Raw genomic sequence first — 16,259 nt, 5'->3', positions numbered from 1 at the left:
CAAGTTCCGCGTGAAAACAACGGGCACGGCGGAGGAGTTTGTTTGTCAGAACAACCGATTCTGTTGATCCACGGCGGCGCGTGGGCAATTCCCGAAGACATGGTCGAAGCCCATCGGAAGGGCGTCCGCAAAGCCGCGGATACCGGGTGGCATGTGCTGGAGCGCGGCGGGTCGGCACTGGATGCGGTGGAGGCGGCCATCGTCGTCATGGAAGACGATGAGACGTTTGATGCGGGAAGGGGAAGCTTCCTCACTCGCGACGGTCGCGTGCAACTCGATGCCCTAATGATGGACGGACGGACGCTGCGCGCCGGCGGGGTGGGCTGCGTCGAGCACATTCGGAATGCCATCCATGCCGCCCGCAAGGTGCTGGAAGAGAGCGTGCACGTTTACCTGGTGGCGCAGGGAGCGGAAGAATTTGCGCAGGCACATGGCATCGAGCTTTGCGCGAACGAGGAGTTGGTGATTCCGCGGGAAGTCGAGCGTCTGAAACAATCTCAGAAGAAGGAGGTGGCGGGCGAGAAGCACGAGATTTTTGCTTCGCCGACCACCTCGCACGACACCGTGGGGGCAGTCGCGCTGGATGCCGGCGGCAACATTGCCGCGGGGACCTCCACCGGAGGCACGCTGAACAAGACGCCGGGGCGTGTCGGCGATTCGTCCCTGATCGGCTGCGGGTGCTTCGCCGACAATGAAAGTGCCGCGTGCTCGACCACCGGCTGGGGCGAGCCGATGATGAAACTGGTGCTGGCGAAGTGGGCGGCGGACCAGGTCATGGCAGGCGGGCACCCAAAAAAGGTCGCAGCGGCGGCAATTCACTACTTGCACAGCCGCTTGCACGGGCACGGCGGCCTGATCCTGCTGGATGCGAAGGGATGTTTTGGACTGGCGCACAAAACGCCGCGCATGGCATGGGCGCTGCGCACACCGAGCCGGCAAGAAGACGGAATCAAGTTGGATCCAACGACGTTAGCGTCTTAGACCCAGGATACGCATCGAGTGGTTGCGAATTTCCCGGTCAAGCTAAAAGAGGGGCTTGAGTGAATACCTAGGCTTGCCTTCCGAGTACCTTCTGATGTAAAACCCTGCAACATTGCCTGCACCAGAGTCAATTTCTTACCTATGGCTGGGAGTCGGCCGACCGACGACATGTTCTCCGGTGTGTTCGTTCAGCGTGCGAAAGGCGGGTTGGTGATGACGCAAGCTATGAAGGCATGCCTGGTGATTTTTGTGATGTTGCTGATGGCGGGCGACGCCGCCGCGCAATCAGCTGCGACAGCGCAGCTTCATGTCACCGTGAAAGATCCCAAAGGCGCGGTGGTAAAGAACGCGACCGTTACTGCACGTGACGACGCGAGAAACACGGAGCGTGTCGCCACCAATAACGTCGAAGGCGAGTATCAGATCCTGGCCATCCCCCCGGGGCAGTACACGATCACGGTGCAGGCGCCCGGGTTCGCGAAGACGGTGGCGAGGGACGTTACATTGACCATCGGACAGACGGCCGAGGTGCCGATGACTTTGCGTGTGGCGGCGGTGGAGTCCGTCGTCAACGTGAGCGCCGAAGCGGAGCTGATTGAGACGCAGCGCACCGTCTCCACCACGACCATCGACCAGGAGCGCATCGAGAACCTGCCGATCAACGGGCGCAACTACATCAACTTCGCGCTGACGGATTCCAAGCTGGCGCGCGACACCGCTCCCAGCATCGGAGCCGCGCCAACCTCGGGGCTGAACTTCGGCGGACAGCGCGCGCGCGCCAACCTGGTCAACGTGGATGGCACCGACGCGGTGGACAATTCCACGAACGGCATCCGGTCCACGGTTTCGCAGGAGGCGGTACAGGAATTCCAGATCATGACCAACGGCTACGCGGCCGAGTATGGCCGGGCGTCCGGCGGCGTAGTCAACATCATCACCCGTTCCGGCAGCAACGACTTCCACGGCAGCCTCTACGGCTACCTGCGCAATCGCGATTTTCAGGCGGTGAATCCGTTCAGCAACGTGTCGAACCCGGCCTACACCAGGGTCCAGGCGGGCGCCACGGCGGGCGGCGCGATTCGGAAAGACAAGACGTTTTATTACTTTTCGTTTGAAACCACGCGGCGGCACGAGACTGGCTTCTCGACCATCGGCGCCGACAATTTCGGGCTTTTGCCGATTCCGACGCCGCTGGGAACGCTGCAGTTGACGCCGACCCAAGCCGCTTTCCTGCAGAGTCCGACGCTTGTGGGTTATCTTACCAACCCGAGCGTGCTGGTCCGGACGACAGCCAATACCTTGGTGGGCAACTACCTGGCATTGGCCGGCGGGGGCGCGGGTATCGCGATCAATGGCGTACTTCCAGCGGGAGTAGCCGCCGCCGGGCATTTCCCGGCACTGAATCTTTTCCCCACCTCCGGCGCTCCGCTGCCGGCGTCATTTATGCCGCTGCTCAACCAAGAGGGCAACTATCCCGTATTCGAAGGCACCAGCATTTATTCCTTGCGCCTGGACCAGAAACTCAGCGCCAACAACCAACTCATGTTGCGCGCCAACGTGAGTCCGAGCACGGTCAACGGAATCCAGGTACAGGGGCAAAACCAAAACTTCGGCCAGAACGGGTACTCGCGCACCGCGCTGCAGCAGTTTCGCGATTTTGCCATCACCGCGCAAGAGACGGCGGCGCTGAGCAACAACAAGATCAACGAGTTCCGGTTTCAGTATGCGCGCCGCGGCCTGCTGTTTGACTTCAACACTTTGACTCCAACCGGCCCGAATGCCGCCGTCAACATAGCGGGTTTCGCTTTCATTGGACGCGAGCCGTTTTCCTTCATCCGGCGCACGGAAAAGCGTTACCAGTTCACCGACAGTTTCACCTGGTCGGTGGGCAGCCACGCCATCAAGTTCGGCGGTGACTTCAACCGGCTTCCGGTGGTCGCCGATTTCACAGTCAATTTCGGCGGTGTCTACAATTTTGACGAATTATCGGCGCCGTCAAGTCTGCAGAACGTCCTGCCGGGGCTGGTATTTCCCAGTTTAAGCGCGGTGCAGGCGTACGGCATGGGGATCCCGCAGAATTTCATCCAGGGCATTGGGAATCCGCATGCGGAGTTCGTCAACACGCCACTGGGGTTCTTCATCCAGGACTCATGGCGCGTCAAGCCGAACCTGACATTGAACTACGGCGTCCGCTATGACGTGGAATTGGTTCCGGGATCGCCTGCGTTGAACGCCATCTCGGTACCGGCGTACAAGGCGCTCGGTCTCGCCAACGGCATCCCGCAGGACAACAACAATGTCGCCCCTCGCATAGGTGTCGCGTGGGACCCGTGGAAAGACGGCAAGACGGTGGTCCGCGCATCGTATGGTTTGTTCTACGATCATCCGCTGCTCGGCCTGCAGTTCCTCGCGCAGGCCACCGACGGGGCGGGAACCCCGCAGGTTCTGCTGCTCGGTACCAACCCGTGCGGCGCTCCTGATCCAGCGAATCCCGTCAAGACGATCGTGGGCGGGATGACGGCCACCAGCACGTTCCAAGGAACGGTGAAAAGCTGCCTGGGACCGTTCGGTTCATTCTCGGACGCGTTTGGTTACAACCCCGCCCAGCAGCGCTTCACCGCCGATCTGCCGAATTCACTGTGGATCAACCAAAACTACCTGGCTCCGGCAATTCCAGTGGCACCCAATGTGAGTTTCCCGACGCCGCTGGGCTTCCTGCCTTTCGGGTTCCCGCTGTCGAGCAATTTCCAGTACGCCTATTCCAACCAGGCGAACCTGTCGGTGGAACACGACTTGGGTAACGGCTACGCCGTGAACATCGCCTACAACTTCAACGGCGGCCGCCATCTAAACCGGCCGGTCAATTCCAATACTCCCCACGGCGATCTGGTGTGGGCCAACTACATCAACGACGGCGGCTCACCTCTGAATCCGTTGAATGCCCTGGCGGTCCAGGATTGCGGCATTATCGGCGGCAAGACGGTGGTGCCGGCCACGCTGGCTAATTTCTTCCGGCCTTCGGGCATGAATCCGGCGCTGGTGCCCTGGTTCAGCGTGGTGCCGGCAGTCGGCACGACCACCAACTGCACCGCGTTCACAGCCGCGTTCCTGGCGTCGAAAGGGCTGGGGGTGGATGCCTCCGGCAAGCCGCTGCCTACCATCCCCTTCGCCGACATGGCGGCCCAGCATTCCAGCGGCAGCTCGGTCTATCACGCGCTCACCGTGAACCTGCGCAAGCGCTTCAGCAACCACTATGAGTTCCTGGCGTCCTACACCTGGTCGCACGCCATTGACGATTCCACCGACCTGGAATCGCCGCTGTCGCCCCAGGACGCATACGACCTGCGCGCCGAGCGGTCCAATTCCACCTTCGATCAGCGGCACCGCTTCGTTTTCAGTGGCGTCTACCAGACAGGAAAGCGGAGCGGCAGTGGATTCATCAGCAAGCTCGGCAGCGACTGGACCTTCTCCCCCATCATCGAAGTGGCGTCGGGCCGGCCGTTCACGGTCTTCACCGCAGTTTCCACGCGCAACTTCCAATTCGCACCCAATTCGGCCCGGCCCAACATCGTGGCTCCGAATGCGCCGGTCACTGCGTGCGGCGACCAGGCTTTTACCTCGCCGTTTATAGCCGGGGTGGCGTTCCAGTTGCCCTGTCCGGCCAACGGCAGCTTCGACGGCAACGAGGGGCGGAACCAGTTCAACAAGCCCTACACCCTTTTCAACGATCTGCGGGTGGCGCGTCGCATTGCGATCACCGAGCGAATCGGGTTGGACGCCATTGTGGACATCTTTAACCTGGTCAACAAATTCAACGTCGCCGACGTCAATCCGCTGTACACCGAGGCGGGCCGTCCGACCGCTGCCTTCGATCCGCGCCAGTTTCAGTTCGCACTCAAGCTGACCTGGTAAAGACTAAGTTTTGAGCTGCAGGCTCCGGGCGCGACCACCGGAGCCTTTTTCTCGCCGCGGCATGGTTGTTTGCTTTGTGCTTCCGTCCCGCGCATTTACCATTCCTGCTTATGCCAGAACAAGCCAAGCCCTGCTTCGCAGATGCGACCCACTGCATCCACGCGGGCGAGGAGCGTCACGGAACCAACGAAAGCCTGGTCACCGACATTGCCCAGACCTCCGTTTTCGTGATGCCCAGCCTGGAGGAGCTCCGCCGATACGCCGAGGGGAAATCGAAGGCGTACATGTATTCACGCTACGCGAACCCCACCACGACCGTCGCCGAACAGAAGATCGCGGCGCTGGAACACGCAGAATCATGCGTGGTGACCTCGAGTGGCATGGCGGCGGAGCTGGCTATGTTCATGGCCCTATGCGAAAGCGGCGACGAGATTATCTCCATGCTCGACATCTACGGCGGCACGACCAAGCTCTTTCAGACAGTTTTGCCGCGGTTTGGAATTCGGATCCGGTTGGTATCGTTCCAAGATCTGAACAAAATCGAAAGCTATTTTTCCGAGCGCACGAGGCTGTTGTTCCTGGAGACGCCGACGAATCCGACGCTGCGCTGCGCCGATATCGCCCACTTGTCCGGCTTGGCTCACCGGCGCGGCATCACTGTCGCGGTCGACAGCACCTTCGGCACGCCGATCCTGCAAAAGCCGCTGGAGCTGGGCGCCGACATAACCCTGCACTCAGCGACCAAGTACCTGGCCGGACATAACGACCTGACTGCGGGCGCGGTTGCGGGAAGCAGCAAGTGGCTGGACACCATCCGCGAGATGGTGAAGTACACCGGGGGCTGCCTGGATCCGTTCGGTTCGTTCCTGCTGATTCGGGGTTTGAAAACCCTGCAGATCCGGGTTGACCGCGCCTGCTCCAACGCTCGCGCCATCGCCGAGGCCCTGCGCCATCACCCGAAGGTAGAGCGGGTGTTCTATCCCGGTTTCGACGAGGACCCCGGCCATGAAATCGCACGCCGTCAAATGAATGATTTCGGCATGATGGTTTCCTTCGACGCTAAGGGCGGAGGCCCGGCGGCAGAACGGTTCATCGATTCCCTGAAGCTGTGGTACCTGGCGACCAGCCTGGGCGGGGTGGAATCCACCGTGTCCTATCCCCTGCTCTCGTCCCACGTCGGTTTAACCGACAAGCAATTGGAACTGTTGGGGGTTTCCGCGGCAACGGTGAGACTCTCGGTGGGCATCGAAGAAGCAGCAGATCTGGTGACCGATCTCGAGCAGGCTCTGGGAAGTGCGTAAACCCGGCCGGGCTTGTCCTTTCGGGTGCCGGTAAGATGTTCTCTCGATTGACCCGCCGCTCACGACCACGATACGATTTTGCGGGCTGGATGGCCGCCCCGGAGGGATCGACCCGGAACGCGCTTCTCACGAGGTTGCATGCATAGGTACTGGTCCTTTCCAATCGCCGGCGCGGTTTGCCTGTCGCTGCTCTCCTGCAAGACCGAGGAGACCAAGCAGACGACAGCCGCTCCGCCAGTGCAGGCCATGGCTCCCAGCCTGCCGACCGTGCAACCGGCTCCGCCGCGCAAGATTGAAGAAAAGGTCCAGCCCAAAGTCGATCCCGTCGACGCACTCATTGCCAAGGTTGACAAGGAATACCAGGCGGGTTTGACCAACTACACCGCCGGACACCTTGATGCCGCCAAGGACAATTTTGATCGCGCCTTTGACCTGCTGTTGGCGTCGGGACAGGACATCCACGGCAACGACCGCCTACAGCAGGAATTCGATAAGCTCGTCGAGGGCGTAAATAACCTTGAACTTGTGGCCTTGAAGGCCGGAGACGGCTTTACCGAGCAGAAGTCAGAGCCCGCGCCTATCGACGAAGCGAACGAGGTTACGTTCCCGGTTGATCCGAATGTTCGCGCCCGGGCCGAGAGGGAAATCAAGGACATCCATTCCGACCTGCCGCTGGTGATTAACGACGAGGTCGCCCGCTACATCAGCTATTTTTCCACGCACGGACGCGGCACGCTGGAGCATGCGTTGATCCGCTCCGGCCGCTATCGCGAGATGATTCTGCGCATCCTCAGCCAGGAGGGCGTGCCGCAAGATCTTATCTACCTTGCCGAAGCCGAATCCGGGTTCCACCCGCTGGCATTGTCGCGCGCCGGCGCGCGCGGCATGTGGCAATTCATGGCGAGCCGAGCCTCGGGGTATGGTCTGCAGCGTAACTGGTGGCTGGACGATCGCCAGGACCCGGAGAAGTCTACTCACGCCGCGGCACGGCACTTAAAGGACCTGTATAACCAGTTTGGCGACTGGTACCTGGCCATGGCTGCCTACAACTCCGGGCCGGGAACGGTGCAGTCGGCAGTACAGCGCACCGGATATGCCGACTTCTGGCAGCTCTACCGCCGGGGTGTCCTCCCGAAGGAGACACGCAATTACGTCCCCATCATTCTGGCGGTTGCCATCATGGCCAAGAATCCAACGCAGTACGGGCTCGACCACCTGGAGGCAGAACCGCCGCTTCGCGCCGATCGTGTAGAGATCAACTACCCGGTGGATCTCCGTCTGGTCGCTGAGTGCGTGGACACCAGCGTGGCTACGCTGCAGGAACTCAATCCCAGTCTGTTGCGGATGACCACCCCCAAAGACGGGACCTTCTCCCTAAGGCTGCCGGCCGGCACGGCCAGCAAGTATCAGCAAACCATCGCCGCGATTCCCAAAGACATGCGCGTGGCGTGGCGGTATCACAAGGTGAACAAAGGGGAGACGCTGGCCGACATCGCGCGCCAGTATCACACCACTTCCAATGCCATCGCCCAAGTCAACAATCTTCGGGACGGAGAGGTCGGCGCCGATTCGAAGCTGATCATTCCGGTTGCTCCGGGGCGGCACGCGGCGAGCGGTGGAGGTGATGTCGCGTACGCCAAGCGCCCGACCCTCTACAAAGCCCGCAAGGGGGACACGGTTCTCTCTATCGCGGACGATTTTGGCGTTCCCGCGGAAAAGATCCGCAAATGGAACCGGATCCACGGTAACCAGGTGCGCGCCGGGCAAACCCTGCGTGTCTATCGGCCGATTGCCGGCAGGGCCGAAGCGAAGCGGGAAACAGCCGGAGGCAGGACGCCTAAGTTGAAGAATGTCAGCAGCTTGCAAGCTTCCAACGGGCGGATGCTGCGTCACAAGGTCAAGCCCGGCGAAACCCTTTTCAGCATCGCCAACCGATACAACACCACCGTCGCCGCTCTCCGCCGGGACAACAAGGTATCCAGTCTGAAGGCCGGCGACGTGCTTGTCATCCGCACTCCTTAGTTTCCTCGGCACGCCCTCCCGAAGCCGTTCGCTGTGCATCTCTGCCCTCAAAGTTCCGCATCCATGCAAGCGCTGGTGGTGAAGCGAAAAATTGCTGTGCTATAATCCGCCGCGGTTTTTTGGTCAGCATTCATCGGCTCTGTTGCATTGACCGGGCACAACCGCGAGCTGCCTCGGTGTCAGTAACGCCGCGCTCGCCAATTGGGAGGATACATGTACGACGACGTGATTCTTTACGGACGCGACGACGAGATGGATGAGTTTGGCGAAACCGGCTCTTATGGTGAAAATCTGGAAGAGGATTTCGAGGAAGAAGAAGAGGAAGAAGAAGAGCCGGCAGGCGCCATGACCTCAACGCCCGCCGTTGGCGGCCCGCCCACCGGTGGCGCAGGCACCTCCGGCGGAGGTGGCGGCGAAGGCGGTGGCGGCGGCCGCAAGAAAGCGGCGCGCAAGAAGGGCGGCGCGAAAAAGAAGGGTGGCGCCAAGAAGAAATCCGCCGCGCGCCGGGGCGGAGGCGCGCGCAAGAAGGCCGGCGCCGCTCGCAAGAAAAGCGCGAAAAAGAAAGGTGGGGCGAAGAAGAAGGGCGGCGCGAAAAAGAAGGGCGGCGCCCGGAAAAAAGGCGGGCGCGGCCGCAAGCGCCGTTAACCACTGGTGCCACGTTTCGAGTTTCGCGTTTCACGCTGGACAGCGCGAGTCGTAGAACGTTTTGCGAAGAGAGAAAAGAGCCGCGGTTCTGGCCGCGGCTTTTTATTTTTGAACCTGTCTTCTTCCGGACGCCCAATTCGCAATTCGCTACTTCTTGCCCAGTACCGCGCTCAAACAGCGTCCGTACAAGTCAATCAGATGGTCGGCGTATTCTGCCGGCTTGGCGGGCTGGCCGCCCTGGAATCCGGTGACGCCGGAGCCGGTCTTGCCATAGCTGGTCGTCATGGCGATGAACTTCATCATGTCGAGCGCGATATCTTCGTTGCGCCGCGAACCGACGCTAATGCCAGGCGTATCGTTCATGCAAAATTCCTCCCTGCTGTGGTAGATGAGTGGCTGGTCTGCGCGGCTGCGCGCGAGGTCAGAACTTCACGATGATATCAAAGCGGTAGCGGGTAGTTGGTTGCGGCACGGCCTTCGCCGCGCTCAGGGTGATAACGCGCAACTCAGGTCTCGATGCCCACGTGGCAAACCCGGCCCACGATGTAGTCCGAACTTCTTTTCCCTTCCTCGATCGGCAACACCGCCACCGGGTAGGCCTGGTTGTGCGGGCGCAGCACCAGGTTGCGCTCGGCCAATTCCACGTACTTCACGGTGCAGCCACCGTTCACCCGCACCGCGTACATGTTCTGCTCGCTGCGGCGATACGGCTTGAGGGAGTTGTAATGGCGGTCGATGAGCAGGATGGAGCCGGGCAGCAGGCGCGGGTACATGCTCATGCCATCGCGCGCGTCCACCCGCAGCAGCACGAAACGGCGCCAGTGGTCGCGCGGCGTGGCCGATTCTGGGCGCAAGCGCCGTAGAAAACTTTTCTTGAATTTGAGCATGTCGTGCACCGCTTCGCTGGTAATTTCGGGCTCGCCCGCCGCGATGGCTCCATCCACCAGCAGCACGCCCTCGAACTCGCCTTCGCTGGGGGGGACGATGGTGGCGCGTTTGTTGATCTCCGCCGGGTCGAGCAGGTCGAGCACCGAGAGCTGCAGCGCGCCCAGCACCCGATCCATGGCGGCCAGGCTCAAGGAACGTTTCCGGTTCAGGAAGTTGGAGACGTGCGCCTGCTGGAAACCAGCCATGGCAGCCAGCTTCAGGCCAGTGAGCTCCCCGTTCTGAATGCGCGCCAGCAGCAGCTGCCGCAGCCTCTCCTGTAACGAGCGGAATTTCATGGCCACTTATTGTATATCAACGAGATATACTTGCGCACAAGCAAATAACTTTTAGAAATTTTATTCTTGACATGAAAATTCAACAAGCTATATTGTGCACCTCTTATTATAACTGGTCGGAAAGGAACTTGTTGATATGTCCGCCCCTCCCTCCCGCCTCCCGCAAACCAGTTCCACGCCGGAATACCCGGCAACCGCCGGCGAGACTTCGGATGAAGAAGGAGTCCTGCTCGCCTTGCGCCGCAGGGTGCAGCAATCGGAACTGCTCGCCGCCGCGACCGAACGCCTGCTACGGAAGATGCAATTCAACGGGCGGCTGATCGTCGCGGTCCACAACGGCCGCATCTTCAAATCCGCGTACGAGGAAGGATACTTTCGGCGCAAGAACGATCTCGAATTCGGCTAGTTGCAATTCCCGCGGTCCCAAGAATTCAATAGCCCACCAGGTCTACGGTAACCAACAACCAGCCCTGCGCTCTACGGCCTCAGCCGTTCGGCGGAGGGCTTTTTCATATTTTGTTTTCTTAGGAGAACTCATGCCGTGCCACCCTGTCCTTGTCCACTTCCAGCTCAAGTATTGCGAACGCTGCGGCGGCCTATGGCTGCGCGCCGATGGCGTCACCACTCCGTATTGCCCCGTCTGTGAGGAATTCATGGCGGAGCTGCCGCTGCGCATCCGCGCGCCTCGGCGAAAGAATACTCCCGCCACGCCGGCGGCTCTGCGCGATCTCACCGCGGTCGTGGCCGTCTCGAGGTGTCGCGCATGAGCCGGCACAGGCCTTCCCTCCCCCCTCCGCTGCCTGAATTGTCCATCTATCGCGACCACTGCATCGCATTGCTCCGCCGGTATTTCTGCATATCGGTGGAAGTAGGGCGCCTGCCGGCGATCCTGGGCCGCGAACTGTTCACCGCCCGGTGGCAAGATTTCCACGTGCACTCGTTCGAAGACACGGCGCTGTTCGTGATCGACGTCGAACACTGCCTCGACCGCCTGCCGCCTTTCGATAAGGAATTGATCGCGCACATCGTTTTGCAGGAGTACACAGAAGAAGAAACGGCGCGGCTGCTGCACTGTGGTGCGCGGACCATCCGACGGCGGCTGCCGGATGCGCTCGATTGCCTGACCGAGATGTTCCTCCGAAGAAGGATGTTGAACCTGAGCGAGGAAATCTGCCGCGGCCTGGTCGGTTCCGAATGCGTCCCCGACTGCGCGGAGGACAAGCAAGGAAGCACCACTCACGTCGCAATTCTTCACGCCAGTTGCGACGGTTCTCGTCTTGAGATTGGGCTTGTCAAGCCCCCTTTTTCACTAAAATCCCTTCAACCTGCTCTCATCAAACCAGATAAATTTGTTCAGGATGTGGCCGGTTTACCCCCTGCAATCTGCTATGCTCGATTAGTAAGCTGAATTGAGGCATTCATCCGGGCGCGCCGTCAACCACGACGCGCCTTTTTGCTTTTATGGCTACCAAACACGAATCGTCGATGGCTAATCGAGCAAGACCGACTGATCAAAACGCTTCCGAAGCCGCGCCAACCGCGACATTGCCGGACGCCGTGGTGCAGATCCGCGAGGCGCGCGACCGCATTGTCGCCGCCGTGATCGCGCGCGCCGAGAAGGAAGGCAGCTACCAGCACGCTAAGTGGCTGTTCGAATGGGGCGGCCTTGTCCCATCCGGGCACGGCGCGCCCGAAGACGAACCGTCGTTCATCCGTTTACTTTTGGAGCAATTGCAGATTCCGGAAACCCCGGAGGAACTAGCCGCCGAATTTTCAGCAAACAATCGTGCCGTAGAATGAATCTGTATAGAGACAAACCTGTACAGGAGCGGCGGCGCGAATGGACATGACCTGGGTTACCGACCGCATCGCGGTTGGAGGTGGCATCTGGACTGCAGAGAAGATGACGCAAGTAGCCGAAGCGGGCGTCACCCACATCATCGACATGCAGATCGAGTTCGATGACACGGCGTTGGCGGAGCCGCACGGCATCAAGGTGCATTGGAATCCGACCGACGATGATTTCCAGGTCAAGGGCCGGGAGGTGTTCCAGCCGGCCGTTGATTTCGCAGTGAAGGCCCTGGAGGCGGGCAATGGCAATCGTCTGTTTATCCATTGTGCCGCCGGGGTGCATCGCGCGCCCATGATGACGCTCGCCATCCTGCGGGTCCTCGGCTTTGCGCTGTCGGAGGCCATGGAGTTGATCGAAAGCCGCCGCCCGGTGGTGGACTTCGCCGCGGTTTACGTGCGCAGCGTGGAAAACTTCGTCCGCGACAGCAAGCCGGCTGCCGAAACCAAGAATTAGGCGTTCAGCAGCAAGCAGCGCGTCTGCAGTTCCGACTTTAAAGTTCTGATTTCGAACCACCAACGAAGAATGCTTATGACTTCCAGACATAGCCGCCTTGGGCGGCTTTTTTGTTGCCTGCTGATGTTGGGCATGGCTGCCTTCGCCGCGGACCCGTCAAAGACGACGATATCCGACGTAATCTATCGCGCCGATGGCACACCGGCCTCCGGCACGCTGTTGATTTCCTGGGGAGTTGCCAACAATCGCAACCTTATCGGCCGATTCACCACACCAGTGCTGACGCTGGCTCGGCTTTCACGTGTCCAGGACTTTTACATTCGGGCCTACGACGCCTCGGCGCCGCCGCTCTACTCTCGCGACTCCGCGCTCCTGCATGTGGATTATCCGTTCTAGTTCTCGCTCAGCACCCAATGTTCAGGAATTTGTTTATGCATGAATGTTCAGTAATCGATTTCGAGCGCCAGGTTCTGGAAGACCTGGCCGAAATCAAGACCAACATGAAATGGCTGCTCGGCAACGGCAAGCCCGGCTACCTCCAGGAACTTGCCGAGCGCGTGGACCGCCACGAGCGCATGGTCCAGCGCTTCACCGGCATTGGCGGCTTGCTCGCCGGCGTGCTCACAATCGTCCACCTCGGCCTCGACTACTTCCGGATGCACCGCTGACCATGAACCGCCACGAATTTATCGCCAGCGCTACACGAGCGGCGATCGCCAGTTCCCGGCACTCGGGTTTTCCTCCCGGGATGACGGTGGCGCAAGCCGCGCTGGAGAGCAGCTGGGGGCAATCGCGGCTCGCGCGCGATGCCCACAATTATTTCGGAATCAAGGCGCATGGCGACCATCCCCGGGTGGAGTACCCGACGCGCGAACACGTCGGGGGCCGGGAGGAGCGAATCATCGCCCAGTTCGCCGCCTACGCGTCAATGGAAGATTGTTTCGCCGATCGCGATCGCATCCTCTTGACAGCGCCCTGTTACGCGGAAACACGGGCCTGCAGCGGCAATCCCGATTCCTTCGCGCGGGCGCTGGCAAAGCACTGGGCGACCGACCCGGAATACGCAGAAAAATTGCTTTGCGTATATCGCGACAATCGGCTCGGCGAACTTGATTTCGTTCACCCCACCGCCCAATCACCTGATTCAGCGCCGGGTCATCCTCCATCCGATTCTTAACTTAAGGAGCAACCATGAACTTTCTCTCAGTCCTGCTGCGCGGCATCGCATTTATTCCCGCCATTGTCCAAGGGGTCGAAGGCGTTTTCGGCACCAAGAGTGGCGCGGAAAAGAAAAATGCCGCGTTGAACTTCGTCTCCTCGGCGCTTTCCATGGCCGGAGCGGTCACCAACAAAGAAATCGTGGACGTGGAAAAATTCCGCGGCGGTCTCGGCCAGATCATCGACGGGACCGTGCAGTGCCTGAACGCCTCCGCGTGGGCGAAAGCGAAATAGCCATCTCCAGTCAGCACTCAGCATTCAGTCACTCGGGCTTCTCGCGGCAAGAAGAAGCCGCCAGCACCTGCGACGGCTGAATGCTGGCGGCTGATTGCCGAATGCCGGTCTATCCCAACGGCTCGTTCCAGTTCTCCAGGTACTTGGCGACATCGCGCAGGTACTGGTCGCCGACCGCGCCGTCGACGACGCGGTGATCGTATCCCAGGATAATGTGGCCGACCGAGCGTATGGCGATCGAATCCATGCCGTTCTCGTCGGTGACAACCACCGGCTGCTTCTTGATCGATCCCACGCCCAGAATCGCTACTTGCGGCTGCATGATGATCGGCAGACCGAACATCTGCCCGTAGCTGCCGGGATTGGTGATGGTGAACGTGCCGCCCGCAACCTCGTCCGGCAGCAGCTTCTTGCTGCGCGCCCGGTCGGCAAGATCGATGATGGCGCGCTGCAATCCGAGAAAATTCAACTCCTCGGCGCGCTTGATCACGGGCACGATCAGTCCCCAGTCCAACGCCACCGCGATGCCGAGATTAACGTTGCGGTGATAACGGAGGTTGTCGCCCTCCACCGATGCGTTGATGATCGGCCAGGCACGGATGGCTTCAATGGCTGCGCGGCAGAAGAACGGCATCATCGTCAACCGCGTGCCGGTACGCTGCTCGAAGCCCTTTTTCTCGCGCTGCCGCACCGTCATCACCCGGGTCAAGTCCACTTCGAAGACGCTGTGCACGTGCGCACTGGTGCGCTTCGATTCCACCATGCGCTCGGCAATTTTCTTGCGCATGGGTGACATCGCCACCAGTTCGCCGGGAATCGCCATCGGCTGTGGCTGTGGCATCGACGGCGCCGCCGCTCCCGGCTGATATGGCGGACGCTGGGCCGCGGCTGTCTCCTGCTGTGCCGCACTCGCGGCTGCGGCTGGGCGTTGCCCTGGCGCAGGCCGGTGCTCGACAAACTGCAGGATGTCTTCTTTCGTGATGCGGCCGCCCAGTCCTGTCCCCGGTACCTGGTTCAGGTCCACGCTGTTCTCGCGCGCGATGCGGCGCACCAGCGGCGACGACCGCACCCGCTCGCCCTCATTCTCGGCGGCGTGCGGGAACTCCACAACTTCATGTTTCTGTGCCGCCGCCCCCTGCTGATCGCTTTGCGCCGCAGGCTGCTGTGCCTGCGGTGGCGCCTTCTGCGTTTGCGCCGGGCCTTCGGTTGAAACGGCGCCTCCTGTGGTCTTCGCTGCCGTCTTCGCCGGCTCCGGCGTTGGCGGCGCTGCGGGCGCTCCTTTCTCGGCCTTCGACGCAGGCGCGGCAGGCGCAGTTTTCTCCGTGGCGGAAGCCTGCGTTTGGGGAGCGGGCGCGGACGCGGCAGCCTCGCCTTCGGCGGCGATGGTGCCGACCACGGTGTTCACCTGCACGGTGGTGCCTTCCGGAACCTTGATCTCCTTCAGTACGCCGGCGGTGGGCGAAGGGATCTCGGCGTCCACCTTGTCGGTAGAGATTTCAAATAGCGGCTCGTCGCGGTTGACTTTATCGCCCGGCTTCTTCAGCCACTTGGTAATGGTTCCCTCAAAAATCGATTCCCCCATCTGGGGCATGACCACGTCAGTCGGCATCGTCGGTCCTTCTTTCGTGAAATCAGAGCGGGGTCACACAGCGCAGCGGATACCCCATCCGCAACCGCACATTATAAAGCCGCCAGCAATCAGCCCTCAGCATTGAGCCGAATTGGCGGGGGCGTTCAATTTGTTTGGCTGAATGCTAATGGCTGACTGACCGCTCAGTACGCCATCAGACGTTTGGCCTCGCGCACCACATCGTCCGCCTTGGGAAGGAACCACTCCTCCAGCGGCGGCGAAAACGGCACCGGCGTGTCCTTCGAAGTGATTCGCACAACCGGGGCGTCCAGCCAATCAAACGCCTCTTCATTAATGATGGCGGCTAGCTCGCCCGCGATGCCGCCGGTACGCACATCTTCGTGCAAAATGATGGCGCGGTTGGTCTTCTTCACCGTGGCCGCGATCGCCTCGCGATCCAGCGGCAGCAGCGTGCGCAGGTCGACGACCTCCAGTTCAATGCCGTCTTTCACCAATGTTTCCGCGGCTTCCAGCGCGGCGTGCACCATGGCGGCGTAAGTGATCACGGAAACGTGGCGCCCCTCGCGCGCCACGCGGGCTTTCCCGAGGGGGACGGTGTAGTCGCCCTGGGGCAAATCTTCTTTAATGCGCCGGTACAAGAACTTGTGTTCGAAGAAGACGACGGGGTTGTTGTCGCGGATGGCGGACTTGATGAGCCCCTTGGCATCGTAGGCTGTCGCCGGGCAGACCACCTTCAGACCCGGCGCATGCACGAACCACGCTTCCGGGTTCTGCGAATGGAACGGACCGCCGTGTACGCCGCCGCCTGAGGGACCGCGCAGCACCAG

Annotated in this window: 18 protein-coding genes; 14 read left to right on the top strand and 4 right to left on the bottom strand. The window is 61.0% G+C overall.

Annotated elements, in window-relative coordinates:
- Positions 1 to 42: 42 nt before the first annotated feature.
- The 5 genes from VFI82_11270 to VFI82_11250 all read left to right on the top strand — a co-directional run bounded on the left by VFI82_11270 (position 43) and on the right by VFI82_11250 (position 8,861).
- Positions 43 to 981, top strand: coding sequence for an isoaspartyl peptidase/L-asparaginase (locus VFI82_11270; protein ID HET7185256.1), 939 nt, complete (start codon positions 43 to 45; stop codon positions 979 to 981).
- Positions 982 to 1,122: 141 nt separating this feature from the next.
- A complete protein-coding gene (locus VFI82_11265; protein HET7185255.1) occupies positions 1,123 to 4,893 on the top strand; it encodes a carboxypeptidase regulatory-like domain-containing protein in 3,771 nt (1,256 codons plus the stop codon).
- 110 nt (positions 4,894 to 5,003) lie between these two features.
- A complete protein-coding gene (locus VFI82_11260; GenBank protein HET7185254.1) occupies positions 5,004 to 6,194 on the top strand; it encodes an aminotransferase class I/II-fold pyridoxal phosphate-dependent enzyme in 1,191 nt (396 codons plus the stop codon).
- 138 nt (positions 6,195 to 6,332) lie between these two features.
- Entirely contained in the window at positions 6,333 to 8,216 is a 1,884-nt protein-coding gene (locus VFI82_11255; protein ID HET7185253.1) for a LysM peptidoglycan-binding domain-containing protein, read from the top strand.
- Between the two features lie 213 nt (positions 8,217 to 8,429).
- On the top strand, positions 8,430 to 8,861 hold the full coding sequence (locus VFI82_11250) for a hypothetical protein (protein ID HET7185252.1): 432 nt from the start codon (positions 8,430 to 8,432) through the stop codon (positions 8,859 to 8,861).
- A gap of 147 nt (positions 8,862 to 9,008) precedes the next feature.
- Here VFI82_11250 and VFI82_11245 read toward each other — a convergent pair whose 3' ends face one another.
- Both VFI82_11245 and VFI82_11240 read right to left on the bottom strand, forming a co-directional pair.
- A complete protein-coding gene (locus VFI82_11245; GenBank protein HET7185251.1) occupies positions 9,009 to 9,224 on the bottom strand; it encodes a hypothetical protein in 216 nt (71 codons plus the stop codon).
- A gap of 143 nt (positions 9,225 to 9,367) precedes the next feature.
- On the bottom strand, positions 9,368 to 10,084 hold the full coding sequence (locus VFI82_11240) for a S24 family peptidase (protein HET7185250.1): 717 nt from the start codon (positions 10,082 to 10,084) through the stop codon (positions 9,368 to 9,370).
- A 136-nt stretch (positions 10,085 to 10,220) separates the two neighbouring features.
- On the opposite strand from VFI82_11240, the gene VFI82_11235 reads away from it, so the two are divergent.
- The 9 genes from VFI82_11235 (at position 10,221) to VFI82_11195 (ending at position 13,841) form a co-directional block, all read left to right on the top strand.
- Positions 10,221 to 10,490 carry a hypothetical protein gene (locus VFI82_11235; GenBank protein HET7185249.1) on the top strand — a complete coding sequence of 90 codons (270 nt, stop codon included), beginning with the start codon at positions 10,221 to 10,223 and terminating at the stop codon, positions 10,488 to 10,490.
- A gap of 130 nt (positions 10,491 to 10,620) precedes the next feature.
- Positions 10,621 to 10,851 (top strand): hypothetical protein, encoded by a 231-nt coding sequence (locus tag VFI82_11230; protein HET7185248.1) that lies wholly within the window; start codon positions 10,621 to 10,623, stop codon positions 10,849 to 10,851.
- A 38-nt stretch (positions 10,852 to 10,889) separates the two neighbouring features.
- The gene (locus tag VFI82_11225) at positions 10,890 to 11,492 is read left to right on the top strand and encodes a sigma factor-like helix-turn-helix DNA-binding protein (protein HET7185247.1); all 603 of its coding nucleotides are present in this window, start codon (positions 10,890 to 10,892) and stop codon (positions 11,490 to 11,492) included.
- Positions 11,493 to 11,569: 77 nt separating this feature from the next.
- The gene (locus tag VFI82_11220; protein ID HET7185246.1) at positions 11,570 to 11,884 is read left to right on the top strand and encodes a hypothetical protein; all 315 of its coding nucleotides are present in this window, start codon (positions 11,570 to 11,572) and stop codon (positions 11,882 to 11,884) included.
- A gap of 40 nt (positions 11,885 to 11,924) precedes the next feature.
- Positions 11,925 to 12,389, top strand: coding sequence for a dual specificity protein phosphatase (locus VFI82_11215; GenBank protein HET7185245.1), 465 nt, complete (start codon positions 11,925 to 11,927; stop codon positions 12,387 to 12,389).
- Between the two features lie 132 nt (positions 12,390 to 12,521).
- Positions 12,522 to 12,785, top strand: a complete 264-nt coding sequence (locus VFI82_11210; GenBank protein HET7185244.1) for a hypothetical protein — start codon at positions 12,522 to 12,524, stop codon at positions 12,783 to 12,785.
- Between the two features lie 35 nt (positions 12,786 to 12,820).
- Complete coding sequence (locus tag VFI82_11205; protein HET7185243.1) at positions 12,821 to 13,057, top strand: hypothetical protein; 237 nt, start codon at positions 12,821 to 12,823, stop codon at positions 13,055 to 13,057.
- A gap of 2 nt (positions 13,058 to 13,059) precedes the next feature.
- Positions 13,060 to 13,566: a glucosaminidase domain-containing protein gene (locus VFI82_11200; GenBank protein ID HET7185242.1), complete on the top strand. Its 507-nt coding sequence runs from the start codon at positions 13,060 to 13,062 to the stop codon at positions 13,564 to 13,566.
- 14 nt (positions 13,567 to 13,580) lie between these two features.
- Positions 13,581 to 13,841, top strand: coding sequence for a hypothetical protein (locus VFI82_11195; GenBank protein HET7185241.1), 261 nt, complete (start codon positions 13,581 to 13,583; stop codon positions 13,839 to 13,841).
- A 109-nt stretch (positions 13,842 to 13,950) separates the two neighbouring features.
- Here the strand turns inward: VFI82_11195 and sucB are convergent, their stop codons facing one another.
- Both sucB and VFI82_11185 read right to left on the bottom strand, forming a co-directional pair.
- A complete protein-coding gene (gene sucB / locus VFI82_11190) occupies positions 13,951 to 15,450 on the bottom strand; it encodes a 2-oxoglutarate dehydrogenase, E2 component, dihydrolipoamide succinyltransferase (protein ID HET7185240.1) in 1,500 nt (499 codons plus the stop codon).
- A 164-nt stretch (positions 15,451 to 15,614) separates the two neighbouring features.
- A partial coding sequence (locus tag VFI82_11185; protein ID HET7185239.1) for a transketolase C-terminal domain-containing protein occupies positions 15,615 to 16,259 on the bottom strand: 645 nt, incomplete at its 5' end.

It is taken from the genome of Terriglobales bacterium (assembly GCA_035691485.1).
Taxonomy (GTDB): Bacteria; Acidobacteriota; Terriglobia; order Terriglobales; family Acidobacteriaceae; genus JAIQGF01.
Note: the sequence above shows the minus strand (reverse complement) of the source record. Positions and strands in the feature narration are given on the sequence as shown.

Excerpts from the sequence above, each read along its gene's own strand:
- VFI82_11265 (HET7185255.1), top strand. The coding sequence starts at position 1,123 with ATGGCTGGGAGTCGGCCGACCGACGACATGTTCTCCGGTGTGTTCGTT.
- VFI82_11260 (HET7185254.1), top strand. The coding sequence starts at position 5,004 with ATGCCAGAACAAGCCAAGCCCTGCTTCGCAGATGCGACCCACTGCATC.
- VFI82_11255 (HET7185253.1), top strand. The coding sequence starts at position 6,333 with ATGCATAGGTACTGGTCCTTTCCAATCGCCGGCGCGGTTTGCCTGTCG.
- VFI82_11250 (HET7185252.1), top strand. The coding sequence starts at position 8,430 with ATGTACGACGACGTGATTCTTTACGGACGCGACGACGAGATGGATGAG.
- VFI82_11245 (HET7185251.1), bottom strand. The coding sequence starts at position 9,224 with ATGAACGATACGCCTGGCATTAGCGTCGGTTCGCGGCGCAACGAAGAT.
- VFI82_11240 (HET7185250.1), bottom strand. The coding sequence starts at position 10,084 with ATGAAATTCCGCTCGTTACAGGAGAGGCTGCGGCAGCTGCTGCTGGCG.
- VFI82_11235 (HET7185249.1), top strand. The coding sequence starts at position 10,221 with ATGTCCGCCCCTCCCTCCCGCCTCCCGCAAACCAGTTCCACGCCGGAA.
- VFI82_11230 (HET7185248.1), top strand. The coding sequence starts at position 10,621 with ATGCCGTGCCACCCTGTCCTTGTCCACTTCCAGCTCAAGTATTGCGAA.
- VFI82_11220 (HET7185246.1), top strand. The coding sequence starts at position 11,570 with ATGGCTAATCGAGCAAGACCGACTGATCAAAACGCTTCCGAAGCCGCG.
- VFI82_11215 (HET7185245.1), top strand. The coding sequence starts at position 11,925 with ATGGACATGACCTGGGTTACCGACCGCATCGCGGTTGGAGGTGGCATC.
- VFI82_11210 (HET7185244.1), top strand. The coding sequence starts at position 12,522 with ATGGCTGCCTTCGCCGCGGACCCGTCAAAGACGACGATATCCGACGTA.
- VFI82_11205 (HET7185243.1), top strand. The coding sequence starts at position 12,821 with ATGCATGAATGTTCAGTAATCGATTTCGAGCGCCAGGTTCTGGAAGAC.
- VFI82_11200 (HET7185242.1), top strand. The coding sequence starts at position 13,060 with ATGAACCGCCACGAATTTATCGCCAGCGCTACACGAGCGGCGATCGCC.
- VFI82_11195 (HET7185241.1), top strand. The coding sequence starts at position 13,581 with ATGAACTTTCTCTCAGTCCTGCTGCGCGGCATCGCATTTATTCCCGCC.
- sucB (HET7185240.1), bottom strand. The coding sequence starts at position 15,450 with ATGCCGACTGACGTGGTCATGCCCCAGATGGGGGAATCGATTTTTGAG.